The organism is Methylobacterium sp. J-072 (assembly GCF_022829425.1).
GTDB lineage: Bacteria > Pseudomonadota > Alphaproteobacteria > Rhizobiales > Beijerinckiaceae > Methylobacterium.
The window spans coordinates 20252-43980 of record NZ_JAKSYK010000182.1; the positions used below are offsets into that span (position 1 = coordinate 20252).

The window sequence follows — 23729 nt, forward strand, 5'->3', positions numbered from 1 at the left end:
TGCGGTTGTGGGTGCATCCCAACGCCCCTATGTATAGAACATATCAGGAACATCAGCGTGCGGATGGGCGGCGGTCTGTCTCGATGCCGCGGCCTTGAACGGAACCGGAGGGCTGTCGATTGATCGAGGAACGGCCGATGCCGACGAAGCTCTACCGCTTCCACTGCACGGACGGGCATGAGCTGGTGATCGACCTCACGGGCCGGCGCCTGCCGACCTTGGCACAGACGCGTGTCCATGCCGAGCGGGTCGCCCTCGGGCTTATGGAGCGGGTCGAGCGGTTCGACTGGTCGGGCTGGCAGGTCGAGGTCTACGACGCGAAGGGGCGGCGGGTCTGGATCCGGGCCTTCGTCGACGTGAACGTGGATGTGCAGGCCGCGTGAGACGCAGCGGCTTTGGATAAGGAGACAACACAATGGCGTTCAAGCCGAAATCCGCCGCGGAGACCAAGGCGAAGGATCTGGGCCTCGCGCTCGCCCGGATCGCCGAGGGCGACGGCACGCCGGCGCGCATCGGGGTCGATCAGCTGCGGCGGGTGAGCCCGCGCCTGACGCCCCTGGCGATCGGCCAGATGGTGCGCAAGGAGCGCGGGATCGTCGAGGAGACCCTCGCCGAGCGCGGCCTGGCGCTGGTCGACTACGCCGATCAGGGGCCGGGCCGCGGCATGGAATTCGTCATCGACGCGGCGGGATGATCCGGGGGGCGGTCAGGCGACCGCCGGACGGCCCCGCAGCAGACGGCCGGCCAGACGGAACGGCAGGAGCGGCAGCTTGAACAGCGCCGTGAGGGCCAGGACTGCGATGACGGTGAGGATCGCCAGGAAAGAGTTGATCAAGCGGTGCGCGCTCCCATGAGAGGGCCGCCCTCGCGGGCTGATGGCGACAGGTGGCGCCCGGAACGCGGCGAGACTATGGACGCTTCCACCGTTGGCTGAATTCACACGCGCCCGACCGCGCGTCGCCCGGATCGCGGAAACAGAAGGCCGTTCAAGGGGTTTTCCCTGTTGCGCGCGGTTCGTCCGACCCGGTCCCGGCGATCCGGGGACCGACCCGGCGACACAGGGCCGCAACCGCGGGTCACGACGGGCGAGACGGTGAAATCGACATGAGCAAGCGCAGTGCAGGCACAGTCGGCCTCGTCCTGGCCGGGATGCTGCTGGCGGCCGGACCGGCCATCGCGGAGGTCCAGGTCCGCTACGCCGCGCCGGAGCGCTTCACCGATGCGGAGAACCGCTTCGCCTCGGGGCAGCCGCTCCGGGTGACCCTGGCCGAGCTGACGCGGATCCTGGTGGATCTCGGCACTACCCGGCTGCGGCCGGACGAGCGCCTCGACATCACGGTGCTCGACATCGACCTCGCTGGGTTCGACCGGTCGGGCTTCGCCTCGCCGACGGGCGTCCGGGTCGTGACCGACGCCACCCCGCCGCGCATCCGCCTCGCCTACGTTCTGCGCCGGGGCGGCCGCATCGTCGCGCAGGGCGAGGACACAGTGACGGACATCAACTTCCTGCTGACGTCCAATCCGCGCTTCTCCACCGGCGGCCTGTATTACGAGCGCCAGCTCCTGCGCGACTGGTTCGCGCGCCGCTTTCCCACGGGGGCCGAACGCGGTTGAGGTGAGCGCTCCGGTGATCACCGGGCAATCCCTGAAACCCGCCCGCAGCGATCACTCGGCGGCTGTGCCGCTCAAGGCCCCCCGGGGGGCGCCGCGAGCGCGCGAAGGCCGGGTGCCGTCGTAGCGGGCAGCCTTGCCGGCGGCGAAGAGCAGGAGGGCCGCGAGGCCGAGCAGGACGAGATCGACCCCGACGAACAGCGGATCGACGGAATCGCCCGCGCCGAAGGCCCGCTGCATCCGCCAGCCATCGGCGACAGCGGCCGCCGCGTACAGGGCGGCGGCCGCACCCAGCACCTCGGGCCAGGCCCGGCGCTGCGGACGCAGCAGGCCGACCGCGGCGATCAGCACCCAGACGGCGAAGAAGCCGCGGATCTCCCAGAGCGCCCGATCGGGCAGCCCTACCGGCAGGATCCGGTTGGCGAGGAAATAGCCCGCGATGGCCGCCGGCAGCCCGGCGATCGTCGCGATGTTGAGGCCCTGGACGAGCCGCACCCCCGGATGCGGGGCGGTCCCGACCTTCTTGGGCAGGCGCGCCACCGACCACAGCAACAGGCCCGTCGCCACCATGGCGCTGCCGGCGAGCCCGCACAGGAAGAACAGGATTCGCAGGGCCGGCCCGGCGAAATGCGCCTCGTGCAGGCCGACCATCGTGGTGAAGGTCTTGGCCGCCGGCTTCAACCCGCCCGCCCGGACCTCCACGACGGCGCCGGTGGTGCCGTCGAAGGCGACCTGCGGATGCTCGTGCGAGAGCCCGTGCGGCTCCTCGAACACCACCACCACGGTGGCGTTCGCATCCTTCGGATTGACGATCGAGATCCGCTCCAGGGGCTCGTGGATCGTCTCCCGAGCGCGCAGCACCATCGGGCCGACGGGGGCCAGCGCGCCCGGCCGGCCCGCCGGCGAGCGCGGCGCAGTGATCTGGCCGGCCTCGGCGAAGAAACGCTGCGTGTCGCCGCGATAGGCCGCGTTCATGCCCCAGGGCATGTACAGGAATGACAGGGTGACCAGCCCCGTATAGGTGATCATCAGGTGGAACGGCAGGGCGAGCACGCCCGTGACGTTGTGGGCGTCGAGCCAGCCGCGCTGGGCGGACCTGTCCCGCCGGAAGGTGAAGAAGTCGGCGAAGATCCGCCGATGGGTGATGATCCCCGAGACCAGCGCCATCAGCATGATCATCGCGCAGATGCCGACGATCCAGCGGCCCCAGAGGGGCGCCATGTTCAGCTCGAAGTGGAAGCGGTAGAGGAAATCGCCGCCGCGTGTGTCGCGCAGGGCGGCCGGCGCCCCGGTCGCCGGATCGAGGAACACGCGGTTGGGCGGTTGGCCCGGCCCGGTCCGCCAGAACAGTTCGACCAGGGGTATGTCCGGGCGCGGCGGCGTGATGGACCACGACCGCGCCCCGCCCGTCTGCGCCTGCAGGTAGGCGACGCCGCGCTCCACGGCCGCGGCCGTCGCGTCGGGGCCGAGCACGGTCCCAGCCTGGAGCTCGGGCCGCATCCAGCGCGAGATCTCCGGCCGGTAATAGCTCGCAGTCCCGGTGACGAAGACCGCAAACAGCACCCAGCCGACGATCAGGCCGGACCAGGCGTGCAGCCACGCCATCGACTGCCGGAAGCTGTTGCGCATCGGTGAGGCCTCACCAGCGGTAGCGCAGGGTTCCATAGACCGTGCGCGGCAGGCCGTAGAAGCAGGCCGAGTAGGACAGGCAGCTCGAGACGAAGCGCTCGTCCAGGAGGTTGTTGACGTTCAGCTCCGCCGTGAGGCCCGCCAGGCTCGGCGCGAGGTGTCGCATGTCGTAGGATGCGAGCGCGTCGACGACCACGCTCTCCGGCACCTGGAAGGTGTTGGCCGGATCGCCCCAGGACGGGCCGAGGTAGCGCACGCCGCCGCCGAGTGCGAGGCCCAGCAGGGGGCCGTCGGTAAAGCGGTAGTTCGCCAGCAGCGAGATCGTCGTGTCCGGCACCTGCACCGGGCGCCGCCCCTGGAGCGGCACCGACAGCCGGGTGAGGTCGTTCGTCGTGTTGCCGGTATCCTGGACGTTGCGGATGTCGAGGAGCGAGACGCCGCCGATCAGCGTCAGGCCCTCGGCCAAGTTGGCCCGCGCCTCGAACTCGAAGCCCTGGGCGCCGACTTCGCCGGTCTGGACCACGAAGCCCTGGCGCAGGGGATCCGCGGAGGTCCGGTTCGACTGGCGGATGTCGAAGACTGCGGCGGTCAGCAGGATGTCGGTGCCCGGCGGCTGATACTTGATGCCGGCCTCGTACTGGTCGCTGCGGACCGGGTCGGGCACGCGGCCCACCGACCCGAAGGCGCTGTCGAACACGCGCCCGCTCACGATCGGTTCGAAGGCCTGGCTGTAGGACACGTACGGCGCCACGCCGCTGTCGAACTTGTACAGCAGGCTCGCACGATAGGTCAGGGCGTCGGAGGGCGCGTCCTGGAGCGTCAAGGTGCTGGTGTTTCCAGAGAAACTGCGGGTCGGGCCGGTCTGGCGGGCGACGTCGTAGCGACCGCCGAGCGTCAGCACGACGCGATCGAACTTCGCCTGGTCCTGGAAGTACACGCCGGTCTGCTGGGCATCGACCCGCGCGGTGGTGTTGAAGGCCGGGAAGGCGATGTTCATGGCATAGTTCGGCGCCAGGATGTTGAGGTCCGGGGCGCTCGGGAACGGGGTGCCGCTGGTCCGGGTGCTGAAGGTCCGGTGATCGACGCCCAGCAGCGCCGTGTGTGCGATGAACCCGGTATCGAACTCGGCGATGACGTTGTTGTCCATCGTGTAGGCTTCGGCCGCCACGTTGGTGCCGATGATCGACCGCGCCAGGAGCGGCCCCGTGGCGGTCGGGCCATTCCGGTCGTTGAAGGCACCGTAGACGCTGCGGTAGTCGCCCTGGGTGCGCAGGTAGCGCCCGGCCGAGTGAAACCGCAGATTCTCGCCGATCCGCTGGTCGAACAGGTACTCGATCGAGGCCTGGGTCCGGTCGGAGCGCTCGATGTTGCGATCGCCGTCGTAGAAATTCACCGGCAGCCGCCCGAACAGGCCGCTGCCGAAGTTGCGCGGGAACACGGTGCCCACCGCCGGGAAGCCGCCGTAGAAGCCCGAGAACGGATCGCGCTGGTAATTGCCGATCAGGGTCAGCGACGTGTCGGTGGACGGGCGCCAGGTGATGCTCGGGTTGATGAAGGCGCGCTCGACCTTGGTGGTCGCCGCCGGCCCGTCGCCGTTCCAGCCGAGCCCGATCACCCGGTAGGCGAACTGATCGGCCAAGCCGGGGATGTCGGACGCGATCGGGCCGCCGATGTCGAAGCCGCTCCGGACCTCGTTGAAGCCGCCGCCCTGTATGAAGACCTCGCCGTGGCTGACGAATTGCGGCACCTTCGAAACCAGGTTGACGATGCCGCCCGGGCCGGACTGCCCATACAGCACCGAGGCCGGCCCCTTGATGATGTCGATCCGCTCCAGACGGTAGACGTCGATCGACGTGTTGGCGTCGCGCCCGCTGATGAGCGCCATCTGATCCAGGAAGACCGGGGCCGCGAAGCCGCGGATGTTGAACAGCTCCAGGCGGGTCGAGCCGGCACCGCCGCGCGACTCGGCGAAGACACCCGGGGTGTAGCGCAAAGCCTGCGTGACCGTCAGCGCGTTCTGGTCCTCGATCTGCTGGCGGCCGACGACCGAGATGGACTGCGCCGTCTCCAGGATCGGGGTGTCGGTCTTGGTGCCGACCGTGCTGCGGCTGGCTACGTAGCCGGGAACCGAGCCGACCGCCCCGCGGGCGCCGTACAGGTCGCCGTTGAGGGTCCGGCCGCTGCCTTCGCCGGTCACGCTCAGTTCGGACAGCTCGATATCGGTGGTGGGCGCGGTCTGGGCCCAGGCGACGCCCGGTGTGACCACGGCGCAAGTCGTCGAGAGCAACGCCAGATACAGGGAACCGGCCAGCGACCGTTCGATGGCGTTCCAGGTCGATAGAGCCCGGGACCGGTTCATTCAGACGCCTCTAATACGAGCACGAAAACCCCCGTGCTCCCTACGAAAACCGCGGCCTCACGCCGTCGTGATCGTGTTGGCATCAGAGTATTGGTCTAGGCAACCACTATGTTATGGAGCAATTCTAATATAACTTGGACCTATTCCAAGTTGTAGGATCCATGCCAGCCGACCCCGAGGGTTAGGGTGCATCTCGGCGCGCGGATCGCCCCGCCCGAGGACGCGATGACGCGGAGACATCGGCTCACCGATACGGCCAAGATATGCGCGTCGCACAAGCGGGGGTTGCATTGCCGCGCGAAACTCAATCGTGCACGACACAGTTAAACCGCCTGGATCGCGGCCGACCTCGCCCGCACGCCCTGAAAGACCGTTTCGACATGATGACCGTGACCAAACCGAAGCTGGCGACAGACGCCGATCGCGCGATCGGGAGCCGCATCGCGGCGATCCGGGCCGCGCAGGGGCTGAGCCAGACGACGCTCGGTCACGCTATCGGCGTGAGCTTCCAGCAGGTTCAGAAATACGAGAAGGGCCGCAACCGCGTCGGCGCCAGCCGCCTGCAGATGATCGCGGACCTGCTCAAGGTCCCGGTCGAGACGTTTTTCGCCGACAAGGTGTCGGCGGATGCCGGCGCCGTGCCCGTCCAGACCTATTTCGACGATCCCGCGATCATGGAGCTCGTGGCGGCCTTCCGGTCCATCCCGGACCAGACCACGCGCAGCGGCATCCTGTCGATTGTGAAGGCTGCGGCTGCGCTCCGGAACGCCGGCACCAAATCCTGACAGCGGTTCGGTGACCGGTTCTCAGGGCTCGCCGGCGAGCAGGCCGCCTACCGTCTGCTCGATGTGCTGGGCGATGTCGGGGGCGCCGGTCATCTCGCCGAAGCTGCCTCGCGTCATCGGCCCGAAGGCGTAGAGGCCGGGCCGGGACCGGCCCGAGGCATCGCGCACGCGGCTGCGACGATCCACGGCAAGACCGAGCCCGACCGCGTCGAGGCTGGCCGTCCCGTCGGCCAGCAGGGCGGCGACCAGCGGGTTGCGCGCCACATCGCGCTCGGGCCCGGTGCACAGCACCACCGCGTCGAACCGGCGCCGCTCGGTCTCACCGCGGCCGCGCCGCAACTCCGCCTCCAGTTCCCCGTCCGCGCCGAGATCCAGGCCGGTGATGGCGGCTCGCTCCACCGTCAGGCACCCCTCCGCCTGGGCGCGGGCCAGCGCCGCCTGGATCTGCGGCGCGATGCGGAAGCGATGGACCTCCCAGAACGGCAGCAGGCGGCGGACGACACGCCGCTTCTCGTCGGCCGGCAGATCGCCCCAGAGATCGGGCAGCGCCGGGCGCAGGGAATCGACCACCGGGTGCCAGCCCAGAGCTGGGTCCACCGCCGAGATCTGCCGCCGGATCATTCGGAGCAGCTCCAGGGCGGTGGCAGGCCGCTGCCCGCCGACCACGTCGAGATCCATCTTGAAGACCCCGTGCGTCTTCGGCAGGAGGCCCCGCCGGGACACGGCCGTGATCGGTCCGCGATGCCCCCCGGTGCCGAGACTCGTCACGACATCCGCCATGGTCAATCCGGTACCGACCACCAGCACGGAGGCCTCCGGACCGATCCCCGCGAGCGCGTCGGCCGCCCAGGGATCGGCCACGAAGTGCGGAGAATCCGCGACGCCCGGACCGAGCCGGCAGGGCAGGGCGGGTACAGCATGGCCGAAGCACAGCGCGACCCGATCGGCCGCGACGCGCTCGCCCGCCTGGGTGACGATCGTCCAGGTCCCGTCCGAGTCCCGCACTTCCGTGGCGGTGGTGCGCAGATGGCGCAGGTGCACCCGGCCCGCTGCCGTCGCGAGGGTCCGGGCCAGAACATCACCGATATAGGCGCCGTAATCGGCCCGGGGCACATAGGCGCCGGTGGCATCCTGGCTCTCGGGATCAGGCAGAATGCCGTGCGCATGCAGCCACGCGGTCGCAGCCCCCGCCTCTCCGGCAGCGATGTCGAGACGGTCGCTCGGCACGTTGATCCGGTGGCTGCGGTCGCGGGTGCTATAGGCGACCCCGCGCCCGAGTTCGGCCCGGGGCTCCAGCACGACGATGTCGAGAGGCCCCGTCGAGGCCCGCACCGCGTGGATGGCGAGCACCGCGCCGGTGAAGCCGCCGCCGATGATCGCGAGGCGCAGAGGGCTTGGAGTCGATGTCACGATCACGGAGCATCCCCGAGGATTTTGGGGATCTTCGATCAGGCACGCGGCGTGCGCGCAACCCCGGCGGGGTGGGCTGATGCACGCCAGGAGATCAGCGGCTCTGAGAAGGGGATGCAGCGAGATGGAGCATTGTGATCTGAGCCAGCCGGCCCTGACAGGGTAAGTCAGACGGTCCCGAGATGACGACACCCAGGCGGATGTTTCCCGTGAAACATCCACCCATCGCACCGATCCGCTATCGTGGGTTCTTCAGCGACGGCGTCGCTCTTCCGCGGCGGCCTCTAAACCGACGCGGGCGTGAACTGCACGAAGGCGCCCGCGAAGGCCGCGACCCCAGACAGTGCCCCGGCCATCCGGTAGGCCCGCGCCGGCAACCTGCGTCCGGGCAGAACCCAGCTCAGCGCCGGCAGTGCGATCAAGTTCACCACGATACCCGCCAGCACCGCCGCCGCAATTGCTCCCAGCGATAGGGAGAGCACTCCGATGAGGACGTGCTGCCCATCACCGAGGTCGGTCACCATCCGGGCGCCCCCGCCCGCGAGAAATCCGATTGCCGCCGCCGCGGTTATTGTTTCGCGGCGCATCGCGTTCCACGACTGTCCGAATTGGCGATCCATGATCGTCGACATGGTGGCCTCTCTCGATCGCACGCCACCGATGGTCCGCGATCGCCGATAGAAATGCAATCGAAAGTTGCATTTCTATCGGCGATGCACGCAAGCTCCCGCGCGTGATGGTTAAATCCGACACGCCGGCCAATCCGGTATTTTGCTTCGGCGAGGGATGCGCCTGATGAGAGCCACATCGCGCCGACGATGAGACCGAACGCTGCCAATCGAACGGCAGCGCTACCGTCGAGCCAACCGCCTGCCGAGCTCAGGCGGAGAGCGGTTCGCAGCGACCGCGTTAAAGGCGATCTGAGCCTGCCAGCCCTCCCCAACCGAGGGCGGATCGAAGCACCAGCCCTGGCTACCCACAGCCGGCCCATATCCCAGCGGATCGAAGAAAAGGGTCCCGGCCGCAGCTGCTCGAGGAGCGGCCGCGGCCGGAGGAGGGGTTCACCACGCGGCCTGCAATCCCGCGGAGAAGACCTGGGCGTTGGCGCCGGGGCGGACCTCGCCGGAATAGCTCGCCGAGACGGACACGCCCTCCGCTACCGGGCCTGACAGGCTTACGCCCAGCACCGCCCCGTCCCGCGCCAGCGCGCTCGTGCGGGTCGAGAACGACGCCCCGAACAGGCTGGAGCGCACCACCGCCGCGGTGTCGGCGAGCTCGTGCGCCCAGTACGCCCGCGCGTCGAGGCGCAGACCCGCGGTCTCGTCCACCGCGAGGCTTGCGAGCCGGCCGCCCGCCAGGATCCGCGCCCCCTCCAACGCCCCCGTGGTGAAGGCCTGCTGGACCAGCCCGCCGCGCTCGGCCACCCGGCCCCGGCTCAGCCGGTCGTAGCTGAAGCCCAGCTCCGGCACGAACTCCACCGGCAGGCCGGTGCCGATGGCGTAGCCGGCAAAGCCGGACAGGCCGAGATCGGCTCCGCCCGGCGCGCCGCTCGCCCGCACCTGGGCCGAGCCCAGCGTCACCGTCCGGTTGATCCGGCCGTCGGCATAGGCACCACCGGCCGTGCCGCGCAGAACCACCGCGCCCAGCCGGGTGCTGCCGTAGAGCGTGCCGCCGTAGCTGTCGGCGGTGAACGACCCGAGCCCGAGGCCCGCTCCGGCGCTCCGGGACGCCCCGGTCTCGCGCAGGTAGCTGAACGCGCCGCCCACCAGCGTGTCGCGCCCGACCTGGCGGTCGACCCCGAGCAGCAGGCCGCCGGCATCGAGATCCGCCCCGCCGGCGGCGCGATCGCCGCCGCGGCTGCCGAAGCCGTAGAGCGCGTCGGCCCAGATCCGGCCCTCACCCGCCGCCAGTGGCTGGTCCGGGGCTCCTGCGCCGCCGCGCAGGTCGAGCGCGGTACGGTTCGGCCCGAGCCCGGCGCCGCCGGTGCTGAAGCTGGCGCCGCCACCGCCCAGGGTCAGGTGCCGGTCGATCGTGGCGGCGACCAGACGGCGTGCGGTCAGGTCGGCGACCAGGGCGTCGCCGTAGCTCTGGCCCGACAGGCTCGCGAGCGAGCCGGACAGGGTGGCGGGGGCGGCGGCGTAGAGCGGGTCGTAGACCCGCGCCCGGGCGGCGTCGGGCCGGGTGCCGGCGCCCGGCCGGGCGATATCCAGGGCGGCACCCACCGCCCGGGCATTGCCGGTCTGGGCTAGGCCCAGGGGCGCGAGGTTGCCGTAGGCGGCGGGCGTCACCACCAGGTCGAGGCCAGTGGCCCCATAGAGCGCGTCGAAGCGCGTGGCGGCGGCCAACCCGGCGGCCGGCTGGGCGAGCCCGCTGAACGAGCCACCCAGCCCCGCCTGCGCCACCAGCACGGAGAAGCGCTGGCCCAGCGCCGGGGTGAAGCCGTTGCCGGCATTGCCGGTGATCCCACGCAGAACCGGAACCAGGGTGCCGTTGGCCGCCACCGTCCCGCTCGGGCCGAGCGCCAGCAACCGAGAAGAGTTGCCCGCCCCGGCGCCGGTGCCGGTCCCGTCGATGTCGAGCCCGAGCACGCTGCCGGGGGCGAAACTGACCGGGCCGGCCACCGTCAGGGTGCCGGGGGAGTTGCCGGGCCGCAGGGCGCCGGCCACCGCCACCGGGGCGGCGATGGTGCCGGTGCCGCGCAGGGTGCCGGCGGCCGCCACCGTGACCGGGGAGGTCCAGGCGCCGTTGAGCGCCAGCGTGCCCTGCTGGATCGTGGTCGGGCCGGAGAAGCGGCCGGAGCCGGTGACGTTGAGCGTGCCGGTGCCGATTTTGGTCAGCGTCGTGGCGCTGCCGCCGTCCACGATGGTGCCGGCATAGGTGGAGGAGCCGGATCCGCCCACCGTGAGCCGTCCGTTGCCGAGCACGGCCGTGGCCGAGCCGGACAGGTTGGCGATGCTGAAGGCGCCGCCGCCGAGGTCGAGTGGGCCGGAGGTGGCGAGCGTGGTGATCCCGGCGATCGGGCCGGTGAACAGCAGGGAGCCGGTGTTGCTCAGGGCGCCGTTGAGCTGGCCGGACAGGCGGGCGGTGCCGGTGTTGGACACGGGACCGTTCAGGGTGCCGTTGCTGACCAGCAGGCCGGCATTGCCGATCTCGGCGGCCGAGAGGCTCGCGCTGGCCGAGACCGCGACCGTGCCGGCATTGCTGAGGGTGCCGGCCAGGCCGTAGGCGCCGCCCCCCGCCACCGCCAGGGTGGCGCCGGCGGCGTTGGTGAAGGCGTTGTCGCTGGCGACCGTGCCGGTGACCGTGAAGGTGCCGGCCGCGTTCCGGATCGCGCCATCGACCCGACCGGCGCTGGCGATCAGGGTGCCGGTGTTGGTCACGCCCCCGGAGAGCGTGCCGCTCGTGGTGAGGGTGCCGGCATTCGCTACGCCGCCGGAGATGGTCCCGCGATTCGCCGTGTAGCCAGCATTCGCGAGGCCGCCGGAGACGGTGCCGCTGGTCGCCAGGGTGCCGGTATTGGTCACGCCGCCCGCGATCGTGCCGCTATTGGTCGTGTAGCCCGAGTTCCCCAGTCCGCCCGAGACGGTGCCGCTGGTCGCCAGGGTTCCAGTATTGGTTACCCCGCCGGCGATCGTTCCGGCATTGGCCGTGTAGCCGGAGTTTGCCAGTCCACCGGAGACGGTGCCGCTGGTCGCCAGGACGCCGGCATTGGTCACGCGCCCGGCGATGGAGCCGGTGTTGGCGGTGTAGCCGGCATTCGTAAGGCCGCCGGAGATCCATCCGCTCGTGGTCAGGATGCCGGTGTTGCTCACACCGCCGGCGATCGTTCCGGCATTGGCCGTGTATCCGGCATTCGTCAGTCCGCCGGAGAGGGTGCCTCGCGTGGTCAAGAGGCCAGCATTGGTCACCCGGCCTCCGATGGTGCCGGTGTTGGTCGTGTATCCGGCATTCGTGAGGCCGCCGAAGATCCATCCGCTGGTGGTCAGAAAGCCGGTATTGCTCACGCCGCCGGCGATCGTACCTGCGTTGACCGTGTAACCGGCATTCGCCAGGCTGCCGGAGGCGCTGCCGGCGTTCAGGAAGCTCCCGGCCTTGCCGACGGTGATCGGCGAAACGAGGCGGCCGGACGCCGTCAGCGCCAGCGTGCCCGCCGCCACGAGGGTGCTGCCCGTATAGGTGTTGGCCGCCGACAGGCTGGCGGTGCCGAGCCCGGTCTTGATCAGCGCGCCCGCCGCCCTGGTTCCGTTCGTGATCTTGCCCGCGAAACGCGCGGTCCCGGTATCGACCTGGAGCGTGCCGGTGCTGTTGAGCGTCACCGGCCGGGCCGTGGCGAAGCCGTCGGCCAGCACTTCCAGTGTGCCGCCGCCGAAGGCGAGCCCGCCACTCGCCGCGCCGAGGTTGCGGTCGGCCAGGACGCCGAGCACGCCACCGTTGATGGCGGTGCCGCCGGCGTAGCTGTTGGTACCGGCCAGATCCAGGATGCCGGCGCCTGTCTTGATCAGGCCGCCGACCCCGGAGATGTTGTTGGCGAAGCGTCCGTAATAGGCTTGGCCCTTGTACGTGGTGTTGACCGTCCAGGTGGAGGTGAACTGCCCCGGTCCGTCGATCGCCTTGCCAAGGTTGAGCAGGCCCCAGCCATACACGGCATTCGGGACGTTGCTGGGCCCGTCACCGAGATGGGTCGCGGTGGTGAACATCGTCTGGGCGATCTGCGGTGCCGTCAGGAACGGGAACGCCTGCGTCAGTACCGCGGCTGCACCGGACACATGCGGCGTCGCCATCGAGGTGCCGCTCATGAACTGGTAGTTCCCATCAGGGGCAGTCGACAGGATGCGGACCCCCGGCGCTGCGATGCACCAAGCGGCCGTTACGCCGCACCAATTGCTGAACGAGGCAATCTTGTTGTTACGATCGGTGGCGACGACGGAAACGATCGAGCCGGCAAGACCGGAGAAATCGATCTTGCTCTGGTCGATCGGACGACCCGCGTCATCGTAGAACTGGTAGACGCCGCTGTTGGCGTTGCTGGGGCGGATATACGGATAGAGTGCCGCGCCGCTCGGGTTCACGGAGATGACAGGCTGGTCGATGCGATCGTTGCCGGCCGCGAAGACGAGTAGCATACCGTTATCGGCGGCTCGTTTGAGCGCGTCGTATTGGTATTTGGTCCGATTTAAAAGATATTCTTGGAACTGTAATTCAACATAATCGGGATTTGGGATCCAGTTTCCTTGGTTGTCCTCGATGTATAATTTCGGAAGTGCCGGTCCATAGCTCCCGTTGAAGATCCGGGCACCCCGCTGGGTTGCGTAATCGATCGCCGCGGGGCCGTTGACTCGAAAATCGGAGAACGTTGTCCACGCGTAACTGGGTGGGAGCGTGTAGAGGGTCAGGATCGTGCTGTCGTAGGCGACGCCCATGGTCCCGACGCCGTTGCGGGCCGCACCGATCGTGCCTGAGACGTGCGTACCGTGGCCCTGCTCGTCCGTGATGAAATTGGGAAAGAAGTTGAAATCGGAGGCCGAGAAGAAATTCCGCGAGGCGGCCGAGATGCGGCCGGAAAATTCCGGGTGCGTCCGATCGATGCCGGTATCGTAGACCGCCACCAGCACACCAGCACACCAGCGCCGGTGAAGCCGCGGGCGTAGGCCGTCGCGGCATTGATCTGGGCGAGGCCCCAATCGGCCCGGTACTCGGGCGTGTCGAAATCCGAGGCGGTCAGACCAAGGGTGAAGGGAGACCGTCGCGCCGGGATACCCTGCGCGGCAGCCGGCCCCATCGCCGTGGCCAACACGGCGAGCGAGCAGCCCAGCATGAGTCTGCGCCGCGAAGACCCTTTTCGACGCATGGACGAAAGCGATCGTGGCCGCCCAAGTTTGAAATCGTCAGCAAAAACTGATGATTTTTGCTTGATGCCCATCTGTGTGCTCGCAATATATAGAAAAATCAGAGAATCGATGATCGTGATAGGCATGTTTATCTCGACATTGCGTAGAATCAACATTGTTTGAGGTTACAAATTTTGGCTTTATCTGCATGTGATCTGAAAGCATCAGTGAGACGTAAGCAAAGTTGTGCAACAAGCAACGAGTCTCAATTTGAGGTGATGATTCTAGACTGAAATTGACATCAGTCGCACGTGGCATCGACAGCGTGTCAAGACGAATCGCCGCTTGGTACGCGACGAAATGAGTGACCGTAGGAATAAGCGTGGCTCAGTTCGGGGCGTGCGTGGCATCGCTGCTTCGCAACACCTGCGTTGAGACGCCATCATCGTCGTGACGGGACGAAAACGAGACTTCGGTTGCGTCGATGCCTTCTGAAGGATCAGAGAGCGAAATCACCGCCCGGGCCGGCGACGGCATCGCCGTGGATACGCGAATCGCCTGCCTGCGCTTTAAGCCGCCCGACGATCCGGACGCGCTGGGCCCTGCGTGGCGGGATCACCACGCGCCGATCTTCGAAGTCCGCTTCCGCCCGGAGACCGACCTCAGCGTCCCGATCGCGATGCGGAGCTATCACCTCGGCGAAATGATCGTCGGCGACGTGGTCGCGCCGGCGCACATCCTCGAACGGTCGGAGGAAACGATCCGCCGGCAGGGGATCGATCACATCCGTCTGCAATTCTACCAGCGGGGGCAGAGCCTCGTCGAGACCGACCGCAGCACCCGGCTGGTCACCGAGGTCCAGTGCATCGTCTTCGACCTGGCCCAGCCCGTGGCATCGTCGCGGATGCCGTCGATGCGACCAACGTGCTGATTCCGCGCGTCTTGCTGGAGGAGCAGGGCTGCCGCCCGGAAGCCCTGCACAGCCGCCCCCTCGACCACGATGGCGACCCGTTCGGGCGGCTGGTCCACAATTTCGTCGCCGACGTCGTGGCCTGCGGCGACCTTTTGGACCGGTGCGAGGCCCTGTCGGCCTCCCCGGCGATCATCCAACGCTGCGCGACTTGGTTGTGCGGCCAGGACGACGGAAGTGCCTCCCCGAACCCGGACGTGCGGATCCGGGTCCGCCGGTTCATCGAGGCGGACCTCGGCAACCCGAAACTCACGCCGGCGCTGATCGCCGGGCGGCTCGGCCTGTCGCGCTCGACCCTGTACCGGCAGTTCGCACCGAACGGCATCGTCTCCTACATCCGCGACCGCCGCCTGATGTACGCCATGCGCCTGCTGATCAAGGAGGGGGCGGGGCCGGCCCGGATATCCCGGATCGCCGACACGGTCGGCATCGCGGATGAGCGGACCTTCCGGTGCGCCTTCAAGCGCCGGTTCGGCTTCATTCCCAGCGACGCCCCACGCCGGATCGTCACGGCCTGGATGCCCGACTCCGTCTCGGTCAGGCGGAGATGGATCGAAAGCCTCTGAGGGTCGCATCAAAGGGCAGGCGAGGCGCCGGTCAAGCCGGGGGGCTGACGCCCCGCCGGCTTCCCGCCGGTGCGGCCGGCAGCAGGCCGTGGAGCGCCATGCCGATCAGCATCGCCACGACGAAAACCAGGATCGGGACCGCCCCCGTGGACAGGGCCGCCACCGCGGGGCCGGGGCAGAAGCCCGAGAGGCCCCAGCCGATCCCGAACAGGGCGGCGCCGAGGATCAGGGGCGCATCGATCCGGCGCCGGGTCGGCAGGTCGAACCGGGTCTCCAGCACCGGGCCGGGGAGGCGCCGGCTCAGGAGGTAACCGAGCCCCGACACCGTGACGGCGCCCCCGAGGACGAAAACCAGGCTGGGATCCCAGGCGCCGGCCACATCGAGGAAGCCGCGCACCCGGGCCGGGTCGAGCATGCCCGAGAGCGCCAGGCCGAGCCCGAAGGTGAGGCCGGCGGCCAAGGCCGCCAGGATGCGCAGGGCCGCGCTCACGCCAGCACCCGAACGGCGGCCACGGTCAGCATGCCGGTGGCGAGGAAGACCAGCACCGCCGCGATCGAGCGCGGCGACAGCCGGGCGAGCCCGCACACCCCGTGCCCGGAGGTGCAGCCGGATCCGAGCCGGGTGCCGAACCCGACCAAGAGGCCGGCGAGCGCCAGGACCGGCAGGCCCGCGGCGATCCGCATCGCCGGCCAGTGTCCGGCCAGCAGCGCGAAGGCCGGCGCCCCGAGCACCAGACCGAGCAGGAAGGCGGCGTCGGCGAGCCAGCGCGCGCCCCCCGGCCGGCCGAGCCCGGCCACCAGGCCGCTGATCCCGGCGATCCGGCCATTCAGCAGCAGGAGCATGGCGGCGGACAGGCCGATCAGCAGGCCGCCCGCGAGCGGCGGAAGAAAGGTGCTCATGGAGGTCCCGTGTCGTGGTCTCGTAGCGCGACTCGGAAGGCCGCTCCGGCGGCCCCCCGGCATCGGGTTAGCCCTCGGGGCTTTCGGGAACAAGCCTTGCCAAACGCCGTTGAACCAGCAATTATCGAGCAAGTTCAGTGGCTTAGTGAAGATCATGCTCTTTCTGGAGCAATCCGCGAACGAAACCTTCTCCTCCGGTGCCGAGCAAACGGAAGGGCTTTCCTGGGAGGGCCCGGCGGCTCGTCGGGCCGCCCTCGGACACCGGAATCAGGCCGGCACGATCGGCTCTCGCAGGGACGACAGCGCGAAAGGTTCAGCGACGATGGCGCAAGGTGATCAGGTGGTGTTCCAACGGCTCGACCTCGCGGAGATTTTGGGGATCTGGCGCCACGCCAGGGGGCGGATCGTCGGCATCCACCAGCAGCACGGCCATTCGGCCACGGTCGACGTGAAGTTCGAGGGCCACGAGACGCTGGAACGCTACCTCGCCGACCTGTTTCAGCTGGTGCAGTGATGACCCCCACGATCAGGATCCGCCGCCGGGTCCGCCGGACGTGACGGCCTCAGCCGCAATCCCGTCGCCGCGCGCCACCAGCCGCGGCACCGACGAGGGCGACCTGTGGGCCGAACTCCGCGCCGAGGCCGAGGCCGTCCTGGTCGAGGAGCCGCTCTATGCCGGGATCGTCCAGGCGACGATCCTGGACCAGCGCAGCCTCGCCCAGGCCTTCGCGTACCGCCTTGCCCACCGCCTGGGCGACGGCGATCTCGCGCGGCTGTCGATGCGCGACCTCTGCCTGTCCGCCTTCGAGGCCGATCCCCATGCCGGGGCGAACGCGGCGCGCGACCTGATCGCCATCCGCGAGCGCGATCCGACCTGCCGGCGCTACCTGGACCCGTTCCTCTTCTACAAGGGCCTGGCCGCCCTCGAAGCCTACCGGGTCGCGCACTGGCTCTGGCACCAGGGCCGGGCGACGCTGAGCCTGCATGTCCAGAGCCGCATCTCGGAGGTGTTCGGCTGCGACATCCACCCGGCCGCCCGGATCGGCTCCGGGGTGTTCATCGACCACGCCACCGGGGTCGTCATCGGCGAGACCGCGGTGGTGGCCGACGACGTGTCGATCCTCCAGTCGGTGACGCTGGGCGGCAACGGCAAGGAGAGCGGCGACCGGCACCCGAAGGTCGAGCGCGGGGTCCTGCTCAGCGTCGGGGCCAAGGTGCTGGGCAATATCCGGGTCGGCGAGGGGGCCAAGGTCGCCGCCGCCGCCGTGGTGCTGCACGACGTGCCGCCCCACACCACCGTGGCGGGCGTGCCGGCCCGGGTGGTGTCGCGCCTCGCCGCGGGTGAGGAACCGGCGCGGAGCATGGACCAGTCCTTCGGCTTCGGGGACGGGATCTGATCCAAGCCGAAATCTGATCGAAGCAAGGAAAATTTTTCTTCGAGACTAGCGTCGCCGATACGCAAGGATTGGCGATTTGGTTAGAAGTCAATTCTCTCATGATAGGGAATTGCGCCAGCTTCGTTCTACGATACCTTCGTTTTGGAGCGAGGCCTTCCACGAAACGCTGATAAATAAGAAAAATCGTTTCGTTGACCGGGCGCAGAATCAAAGCCTACCTTGGCTGTGCTGGATCACCGAAGCGGTGAGCAGTGTCGGGCCGGCCGATGACTATGCGGCTGCGCGACAAAGCGGATCCCATCAAAGAACGGCGCGGCCATTCGGTCCTGCCGGCATCCATCTCACCTTGCGCCCGGCCCGCATTGCTGCGTGGCGGCCCGCCGAGTCGCGGGCCGATGCGGCGCGCCTGCAATCGAGAAGAAAGAGGACAAACGAATGAGTGGACCGGGTCTGAGCGTGAGCGCCACGGCGGCACGCAATCTTGCGACAGCCACCGTCACGTCGGTCCAGAACGCGGCCAACACGCCGCGCTGGCTCCTTCGGCTCCTGCCCTTCGTGGATGTCGCCGGCGGTGTCTACCGCGTCAACCGGCGTGCCGTCGTCCTGGCCCGCCCCGGCCGCGTCGATTTCGTCACCGAGAACAAGGACCGGGCGATCCGCTCCGCCTCCCTGCGGGCGGTGCCGCTGTTCAGCCGTCTGGGCGATGCCGAGCTGGCAAAGATCGCCGAGCGCTTCACCGAGACCAAGCACAAAGCCGGCAAGATCATCCATGAAGAGGGCGCCGGCGCCCGCAGCCTGACCGTCGTCGCTGACGGCACGGTCGAGCTGACCTTCTCGGGCCCGTACAAGGGCCGCCTGCGCCAGGGCTTGGCCACCCGCGGCGACTATTTCGGCGACGGCGATCTCCTCGGCGCCGGCGCACCCGCCCCGGCCGTCAAGGCGCTCTCGGCGGTCACCCTGCTGACCCTCGATCCGGAAGCCCTCGAGAACGACGAGATCCGCGCCAAGATCGCGCAGTACCGCGACGAGCAGGAGCGGCTGAAGGGCCATACCAGCTCGCACGGCGAGCAGGGCATCGAGCTGCTGGCGGTCCATACCGGCGAGCCGCGCCTGCCGACCACCTTCGTCGACTACGAATCCCACCCGCGCGAGTATCACCTCTCGACGATCCAGACGATCCTCAACACCCATACCCGCGTCACCGATCTCTACTCGAACGAGATCGACCAGCTCCGCGAGCAGATCCGCCTTACCGTCGACGCGGTGAAGGAGCGCGAGGAGTGGGAGCTGCTCAACAACTCGCAGTTCGGCCTGTTGAACGAGGTCGGCCCGCGTCAGCGCATCCCCACCCGCGGCGGCCCGCCCACCCCGGACGATCTCGACGAGTTGCTGACCCTGGTCTGGAAGAAGCCGGCCTTCTTCGTCGCGCATCCGCGCGCCATCGCGGCCTTCGGCCGTGAGGCCACCCGCCGCGGCGTGCCGCCGGTCGTCGTCCACCTGTTCGGCGCGCCGTTCATCACCTGGCGCGGCGTCCCGCTGGTGCCGAGCGACAAGCTGCCGATCGACATCGATCCGGTGACCGGTGCCGAGACCACCTCGATCCTGCTGCTGCGCGTCGGCGAGGGCGAGCAGGGCGTGGTCGGCCTGCAGAAGACCGGCGTGACCGGCGAGATCGAGCCCGGCCTGTCGGTGCGCTACGCGGGCACCAACGACCACTCGATCGCCTCGCACCTCGTGACCCGCTACTTCTCGGCCGCCGTGCTGGTCGAGGACGCGATCGCCCGCCTCGATAACGTCCTCCTCGGCAACTACCATGACTATGCCTGAGGGACTGGCCTTCGGTCGACCGGAGGCGAGCCCGGCCGAGCTCGCCCACTCGGATCTCATCGGGCGCCTCGCCCGTGAGATCTACCAGCAGGGGCAGGCCGCGAGCCAGCCCCTCGCCCCGACGCTGCCCGCGGGACCCCAGGTCCCGCAGGCCCTCGAAGGCCTGCCTCAGAGACCGGGCGGCGCCCCGTTCCCGAGCGCAGCCACGGGTGTCCCCTCGGTGCCGACCGGGGGGCAACCCTCCGGCCTGCAACCGGACGCCTCGGCGCTGCCGGCCCGCTCGTTCGGCGGGCCCGCCCTCGGCGTTCCGGGCCTCAGCGGCCCGACAGTGCCGAACCTCGCCCCGGCGAGCCCGGCCTTCTTCGACACCGCCGCGATCCCGCCGGTCCATCCGGCGAGCCCGCGTCCGGTCCTGCCGGATTTCGGGTTCCCGAGCGCGCCGGTGGCCTTCCCAGGCGGTTCCGACCTGCACCGCCAGGTCGCCGGGGATCATCCCCGCGCCAACGCCTTCGCGCATGCGGTCGCACCCCAGCTGGTGCCGGCCGATCCGTCGCGGCCGGGCGGCGACGTCGCCCAGGAGAGCTTCGCGCGGACCGGGCACCTGTCCCGGGCGCCTGAGGCTCCGGTGTCCGACTACTACTTCCTGAATGCCGGTCCCGGCCCGGCCCGCAAGGCGCCGGCGAGCCCCCGGGTCGAGCCCGCCCGCTATCCGGGTCCCGCCCCCCGGCTCACGGCGCAGGGGTCGAGCCCGGCGGCGGCGCCGTTCGACGTGGAGCATGTCCGCCGGGATTTTCCGGCCCTGCACCAGAGCGTCAACGGCCACCCCCTGGTCTGGCTCGACAACGCCGCCACCACCCATAAGCCGCAGGCCGTGATCGACGCGACCTCGGAGTTCTACGGGCGGCACAACTCGAACATCCACCGGGCCGCCCACACCCTGGCGGCGCGCTCCACGGACCTGTTCGAGGGCGGCCGCGAGGCGGTGCGCCGCTTCCTCAATGCCCCGTCGAAGGACGATATCGTCTTCCTGCGCGGCACCACGGAGGCGATCAACCTCGTCGCCAATTCCTACGGCCGGGCCAATATCGGCGCGGGCGACGAGATCATCGTCTCGACCATCGAGCACCACGCCAACATCGTGCCCTGGCAGCTGCTGGCCCAGGCGACCGGGGCGACGCTGCGGGTGATCCCGGTCAACGACCGGGGCGAGATCATCTTCGAGCAATATGCGGCCCTGCTCTCGGGCCGCACGAAGATCGTCTCGATCACCCATGTGGCGAACGCGCTCGGCACCGTGAACCCGGTGCGGGAGATCATCGCGCTCGCCCACGCCTACGGGGTGCCGGTGCTGGTCGATGCGGCGCAATCCTCGCCGCACATGCCGCTGGACGTGCAGTCCCTCGACGCCGACTTCCTGGTCTTCTCCGGCCACAAGGTGTTCGGGCCGACCGGGGTGGGCGCGCTCTACGGCAAGACGCATCTGCTCGCGGCGATGCCGCCCTGGCAGGGCGGCGGCCACATGATCGAGGACGTCACCTTCACCCGGACCGTCTACAAAGGCGCTCCGGAGAAGTTCGAGGCGGGCACGCCGGATATCGCCGGTGCGGTCGGCCTCGGCGCGGCGCTCGACTATCTGGAGAGCATCGGCCTGCCGGCGATCGCCGCCTACGAGCACGACCTGCTGGAATACGCGCAGGGCGGTCTCGCCGAGGTGAAGGGCCTGCGCCTGATCGGCACGGCCCGCGAGAAGGCGAGCGTGATGTCCTTCGTGATCGAGGGGCAGGAGAACGAAGCGGTGGCCCATCACCTCGACGCGCACGGCATCGCGGTGCGCTCGGGCCATCACTGCGCCCTGCCGGCCCTGCGCCGGTTCGGGGTCGACCAGTCGGTGCGGGCCTCCCTGGCCTTCTACAACACCAAGTCCGACGTCGACGTGTTCCTGAAGGCGCTCCACACCCTGCCGCGGCACTGAGCCGGACCGCGACGGGGCATGTTCCAACACGAAGACCGGCCGGACCCCGAAAGGTCCGGCCGGTTTTTTGTATGTTCCGGCCTGTGCCGGGTGCGGACTTGCGAAGCGGATCGAATAATCGCCTGGAGGCCAGCCCGCATCAGGGCCAAACAGGGACGCCGTCCAGCCCCGCGGTTTCCGGCAGGCCGCAGATCAGGTTCGCATTCTGCACCGCTTGCCCGGCCGCGCCCTTGCCGAGATTGTCGACCACGCCCATCGCGATCACCAGGTTGCGCTCTGGATCGGCCGCATAGCTGACGAATGCGAGGTTCGAGCCGGTGGCCCATTTGGTCTGCGGCGGCTTGTCGGTCACGCGGACGAACGCCCGCCCGGCGTAGAAGCGCCGGGCCGCGTCCAGGCACTGGTCTGTGGTGGCTTGGCCGCGGCCATAGATCGTGACGAGGACGCCACGGGTCATCGGCACCAAATGCGGCGTGAACACCAGCCCGGCCGCGCTGCCGCCGCTCAACCGCTCGATCGTCGTGGCGATCTCGGGCATGTGGACGTGCTTGAGCAAACCGTAGGGCACCAGGTTCTCGTTGCTCTCGGCGTAGCCGAACCGGCTGTCGGCGCCACCCCGCCCGGCACCGGAGATCCCGGTCTTGGCGTCGATCACGATGTTGCCGGGCTCGATCAGCTTGTCGGCCAGCAGCGGCGCCAGCGCGGTCAGCGTCGCCGCGGGGAAGCAGCCGGGGTTGGCAACGCGGCTCTGCCCCGCGATCTGGGCTGGCCAGATGTCGGCCAGGCCGTAGGCCCAACCCGCCACGTAGCGGTGGTCGCCGCCGATATCGACGATCTTCACGTCCTTGGGGACGCGCGCCAGCGCCTCGGCCGAGGTGCCCGTGGGCAGCGACGCGAACAGCACGTCGAGCTTCGGCAGGGCCTCGGGATCCCACTTCTCGATCACCAGCTCGGCGAGCTTGGCCGGCACGCCGGGGAAACGATCCGCCAACCGGCTGCCGGCGCTGCCCTCGCCCGCGGCGTAGACCAACTCGAAGGACGGGTGGCTCGTGATCAGGCGCATCGCCTCGCCGCCGCCAAAACCGCTGATCCCGACAATGCCGACGCGTAGGCTCATGGTGGTGTCCTTCTGGGGTTCGGGCAAAAGAAAACCCCCGGAGCCGGGGGCTGCGGGGGTTCAGGAACGCGGGCCGGGATCGCTCCGGCGGGCGGGGCCTACGGTGAGGCCGTCACCACGCGGAAGGACGCTGACCGACGCGCAGCCCGAAGAGCCGCCGCTTGGGTGCAGCGGCGTCGGCGTCGGTCACAAAGGGTCAGGTTCCTGGGCATGTCCTGCGACATTGTCGCTCCCCCCATGCATCGTCAAGCGGAATGTCGACCAACGACCGAGGGTGGCCATTGGCATAGTCAAGCCGATTGGATTCGAAATCTAAGCAAGTTTCGCAAAAGTGCCCCACGGTTTTGCGTCAAAAAAATCTGCGCTCGATCATAACCCTTAAGCGGGCTTGCATTGGCCTGCCAACGGGAGCCCGCTTAGTGCAGCGCCTCGCCCGCGATGGTGATCCGGTGCATCAGCCGGCGCTCGCCGTCATAGTCGTTGAGGGCGAGGTGCCAGGTCGCGCGGTTGTCCCAGAAGGCGAGGGAGCCCACGCGCCATTGGAACCGGTAGGCGAATTCGGGCCGCCTTGCATGCTCGTACAGGTAGCCGAGCAGGACGGCGGATTCGGCCTCGGTCCAACCCTCGATCCGCAGGGTGAAATTTGGGTTCACGTAGAGCGCCTTGCGGCCGGAATCCGGATGCGTGATCACCACCGGGTGCACGGCGTCCTGGGTGGCGGCCTCCGGGTTCAGGATGCGGCCCTTGAGATCGCTGCTCGCCAGCGCGCGGCTGGCCGCCCCGAAGACGTGGCGGCTCGAATGCACCGCCCGCAAGGAGGCCAGCGTCGCCTTCAGCCCGTCGGAGAGGGCGTCGTAGGCCGCGTACATGCTGGCGAACAGGGTGTCGCCGCCGACCCGCGGCACCGCCCGCGCGTACAGGATCGAACCCTTGGCCGGCTCGGCATCGTAGGAATGGTCGGTGTGCCACTGGCCGCCGATATTGGCCGCCTGATGCGCCTCCTTGCGCACCTCGGCGATCTCCGGATAGCCGTCCACCGCCTTGAAGAACCGGTTCACGTCGATCCGCCCGAACCGCTCGGCCAGCGCGATGTGCTGCTCCGGGGTCAGGTTCTGGCCGCGGAAGAACACCACGCCGTATCGGGCCAGGGCCGCCGCGATGGTGTCGCGCGTTTCGTCGTCCAGGGGGACGGCGAGGTCGAGGCCGGCGATCTCGGCGCCGACATGCACGCCCAGCGGCGTGACCGACAGGTCCGCGCGCGGCGGCGCGGGCGGCAGCCAGGACTCGGCAACGGTGTGGAGTTGGGTCATCGGATCCGTCCTGTCGTCTGGTCCGGCATCGGGCGGGCCCGCAGCAGG

At 69.2% G+C, this 23729-nt stretch carries 20 protein-coding genes; 10 read left to right on the forward strand and 10 right to left on the reverse strand.

Annotated elements, in window-relative coordinates; genetic code table 11:
* The first annotated feature begins 137 nt into the window (after positions 1-137).
* Positions 138-383: a DUF6894 family protein gene (locus MKK67_RS22885; RefSeq protein WP_243969784.1), complete on the forward strand. Its 246-nt coding sequence runs from the start codon at positions 138-140 to the stop codon at positions 381-383.
* Positions 384-415: 32 nt separating this feature from the next.
* Entirely contained in the window at positions 416-694 is a 279-nt protein-coding gene (locus tag MKK67_RS22890; protein ID WP_243969786.1) for an adenylosuccinate synthase, read from the forward strand.
* A 12-nt stretch (positions 695-706) separates the two neighbouring features.
* Here MKK67_RS22890 and MKK67_RS32695 read toward each other — a convergent pair whose 3' ends face one another.
* Positions 707-835 (reverse strand): hypothetical protein, encoded by a 129-nt coding sequence (locus tag MKK67_RS32695; RefSeq protein WP_279594885.1) that lies wholly within the window; start codon positions 833-835, stop codon positions 707-709.
* Between the two features lie 269 nt (positions 836-1104).
* On the opposite strand from MKK67_RS32695, the gene MKK67_RS22895 reads away from it, so the two are divergent.
* Positions 1105-1614: a DUF3016 domain-containing protein gene (locus MKK67_RS22895; protein WP_243969788.1), complete on the forward strand. Its 510-nt coding sequence runs from the start codon at positions 1105-1107 to the stop codon at positions 1612-1614.
* Between the two features lie 51 nt (positions 1615-1665).
* Here the strand turns inward: MKK67_RS22895 and MKK67_RS22900 are convergent, their stop codons facing one another.
* Together MKK67_RS22900 and MKK67_RS22905 are read right to left on the reverse strand one after the other, a co-directional pair.
* On the reverse strand, positions 1666-3240 hold the full coding sequence (locus MKK67_RS22900; RefSeq protein WP_243969790.1) for a PepSY-associated TM helix domain-containing protein: 1575 nt from the start codon (positions 3238-3240) through the stop codon (positions 1666-1668).
* Positions 3241-3250: 10 nt separating this feature from the next.
* Entirely contained in the window at positions 3251-5599 is a 2349-nt protein-coding gene (locus MKK67_RS22905) for a TonB-dependent siderophore receptor (protein WP_243969792.1), read from the reverse strand.
* A 263-nt stretch (positions 5600-5862) separates the two neighbouring features.
* Between MKK67_RS22905 and MKK67_RS22910 the strand changes: the two genes are divergently transcribed.
* On the forward strand, positions 5863-6384 hold the full coding sequence (locus tag MKK67_RS22910) for a helix-turn-helix domain-containing protein (RefSeq protein WP_243969794.1): 522 nt from the start codon (positions 5863-5865) through the stop codon (positions 6382-6384).
* A 21-nt stretch (positions 6385-6405) separates the two neighbouring features.
* Here MKK67_RS22910 and MKK67_RS22915 read toward each other — a convergent pair whose 3' ends face one another.
* The 3 genes from MKK67_RS22915 to MKK67_RS22925 form a co-directional block, all read right to left on the reverse strand.
* Positions 6406-7794, reverse strand: a complete 1389-nt coding sequence (locus MKK67_RS22915) for an FAD/NAD(P)-binding protein (RefSeq protein WP_243969796.1) — start codon at positions 7792-7794, stop codon at positions 6406-6408.
* Between the two features lie 284 nt (positions 7795-8078).
* Positions 8079-8426, reverse strand: coding sequence for a hypothetical protein (locus MKK67_RS22920; RefSeq protein WP_243969798.1), 348 nt, complete (start codon positions 8424-8426; stop codon positions 8079-8081).
* Between the two features lie 429 nt (positions 8427-8855).
* A complete protein-coding gene (locus MKK67_RS22925) occupies positions 8856-13400 on the reverse strand; it encodes a S8 family serine peptidase (RefSeq protein ID WP_313899039.1) in 4545 nt (1514 codons plus the stop codon).
* 706 nt (positions 13401-14106) lie between these two features.
* Between MKK67_RS22925 and MKK67_RS32985 the strand changes: the two genes are divergently transcribed.
* A complete protein-coding gene (locus MKK67_RS32985) occupies positions 14107-14553 on the forward strand; it encodes a hypothetical protein (protein WP_409568432.1) in 447 nt (148 codons plus the stop codon).
* Entirely contained in the window at positions 14547-15158 is a 612-nt protein-coding gene (locus tag MKK67_RS32990; protein WP_409568433.1) for a helix-turn-helix transcriptional regulator, read from the forward strand. Before MKK67_RS32985 ends, MKK67_RS32990 begins: the two co-directional genes overlap by 7 nt.
* 31 nt (positions 15159-15189) lie before the next feature.
* Here MKK67_RS32990 and MKK67_RS22945 read toward each other — a convergent pair whose 3' ends face one another.
* Together MKK67_RS22945 and MKK67_RS22950 are read right to left on the reverse strand one after the other, a co-directional pair.
* A complete protein-coding gene (locus tag MKK67_RS22945) occupies positions 15190-15648 on the reverse strand; it encodes a YeeE/YedE family protein (protein ID WP_243969801.1) in 459 nt (152 codons plus the stop codon).
* Positions 15645-16058, reverse strand: coding sequence for a YeeE/YedE family protein (locus MKK67_RS22950; RefSeq protein WP_243969803.1), 414 nt, complete (start codon positions 16056-16058; stop codon positions 15645-15647). The genes MKK67_RS22945 and MKK67_RS22950 overlap by 4 nt, the downstream gene beginning before the upstream one ends.
* A 322-nt stretch (positions 16059-16380) precedes the next feature.
* On the opposite strand from MKK67_RS22950, the gene MKK67_RS22955 reads away from it, so the two are divergent.
* The 4 genes from MKK67_RS22955 to MKK67_RS22970 all read left to right on the forward strand — a co-directional run bounded on the left by MKK67_RS22955 (position 16381) and on the right by MKK67_RS22970 (position 21254).
* Complete coding sequence (locus MKK67_RS22955) at positions 16381-16572, forward strand: hypothetical protein (protein ID WP_243969863.1); 192 nt, start codon at positions 16381-16383, stop codon at positions 16570-16572.
* A 40-nt stretch (positions 16573-16612) separates the two neighbouring features.
* Positions 16613-17455 carry a serine O-acetyltransferase gene (cysE, locus tag MKK67_RS22960; protein ID WP_243969805.1) on the forward strand — a complete coding sequence of 281 codons (843 nt, stop codon included), beginning with the start codon at positions 16613-16615 and terminating at the stop codon, positions 17453-17455.
* Between the two features lie 435 nt (positions 17456-17890).
* On the forward strand, positions 17891-19282 hold the full coding sequence (locus tag MKK67_RS22965; RefSeq protein ID WP_243969807.1) for a family 2B encapsulin nanocompartment shell protein: 1392 nt from the start codon (positions 17891-17893) through the stop codon (positions 19280-19282).
* The gene (locus MKK67_RS22970) at positions 19269-21254 is read left to right on the forward strand and encodes a family 2A encapsulin nanocompartment cargo protein cysteine desulfurase (RefSeq protein WP_243969808.1); all 1986 of its coding nucleotides are present in this window, start codon (positions 19269-19271) and stop codon (positions 21252-21254) included. The genes MKK67_RS22965 and MKK67_RS22970 overlap by 14 nt, the downstream gene beginning before the upstream one ends.
* A gap of 139 nt (positions 21255-21393) precedes the next feature.
* Here MKK67_RS22970 and argC read toward each other — a convergent pair whose 3' ends face one another.
* Positions 21394-22371, reverse strand: coding sequence for an N-acetyl-gamma-glutamyl-phosphate reductase (gene argC / locus MKK67_RS22975; RefSeq protein ID WP_243969811.1), 978 nt, complete (start codon positions 22369-22371; stop codon positions 21394-21396).
* Positions 22372-22787: 416 nt separating this feature from the next.
* Positions 22788-23681: a TauD/TfdA dioxygenase family protein gene (locus MKK67_RS22980; RefSeq protein WP_243969813.1), complete on the reverse strand. Its 894-nt coding sequence runs from the start codon at positions 23679-23681 to the stop codon at positions 22788-22790.
* Positions 23682-23729: the final 48 nt, after the last annotated feature.

Bases quoted from the DNA above. Each gene is read 5' to 3' on its own strand.
- MKK67_RS22885 (WP_243969784.1), top strand. From the start codon at position 138: ATGCCGACGAAGCTCTACCGCTTCCACTGCACGGACGGGCATGAGCTG.
- MKK67_RS22890 (WP_243969786.1), top strand. From the start codon at position 416: ATGGCGTTCAAGCCGAAATCCGCCGCGGAGACCAAGGCGAAGGATCTG.
- MKK67_RS22895 (WP_243969788.1), top strand. From the start codon at position 1,105: ATGAGCAAGCGCAGTGCAGGCACAGTCGGCCTCGTCCTGGCCGGGATG.
- MKK67_RS22900 (WP_243969790.1), bottom strand. From the start codon at position 3,240: ATGCGCAACAGCTTCCGGCAGTCGATGGCGTGGCTGCACGCCTGGTCC.
- MKK67_RS22905 (WP_243969792.1), bottom strand. From the start codon at position 5,599: ATGAACCGGTCCCGGGCTCTATCGACCTGGAACGCCATCGAACGGTCG.
- MKK67_RS22910 (WP_243969794.1), top strand. From the start codon at position 5,863: ATGCGCGTCGCACAAGCGGGGGTTGCATTGCCGCGCGAAACTCAATCG.
- MKK67_RS22920 (WP_243969798.1), bottom strand. From the start codon at position 8,426: ATGTCGACGATCATGGATCGCCAATTCGGACAGTCGTGGAACGCGATG.
- MKK67_RS32985 (WP_409568432.1), top strand. From the start codon at position 14,107: ATGCCTTCTGAAGGATCAGAGAGCGAAATCACCGCCCGGGCCGGCGAC.
- MKK67_RS22950 (WP_243969803.1), bottom strand. From the start codon at position 16,058: ATGAGCACCTTTCTTCCGCCGCTCGCGGGCGGCCTGCTGATCGGCCTG.
- MKK67_RS22955 (WP_243969863.1), top strand. From the start codon at position 16,381: ATGGCGCAAGGTGATCAGGTGGTGTTCCAACGGCTCGACCTCGCGGAG.
- MKK67_RS22965 (WP_243969807.1), top strand. From the start codon at position 17,891: ATGAGTGGACCGGGTCTGAGCGTGAGCGCCACGGCGGCACGCAATCTT.
- MKK67_RS22970 (WP_243969808.1), top strand. From the start codon at position 19,269: ATGACTATGCCTGAGGGACTGGCCTTCGGTCGACCGGAGGCGAGCCCG.
- argC (WP_243969811.1), bottom strand. From the start codon at position 22,371: ATGAGCCTACGCGTCGGCATTGTCGGGATCAGCGGTTTTGGCGGCGGC.
- MKK67_RS22980 (WP_243969813.1), bottom strand. From the start codon at position 23,681: ATGACCCAACTCCACACCGTTGCCGAGTCCTGGCTGCCGCCCGCGCCG.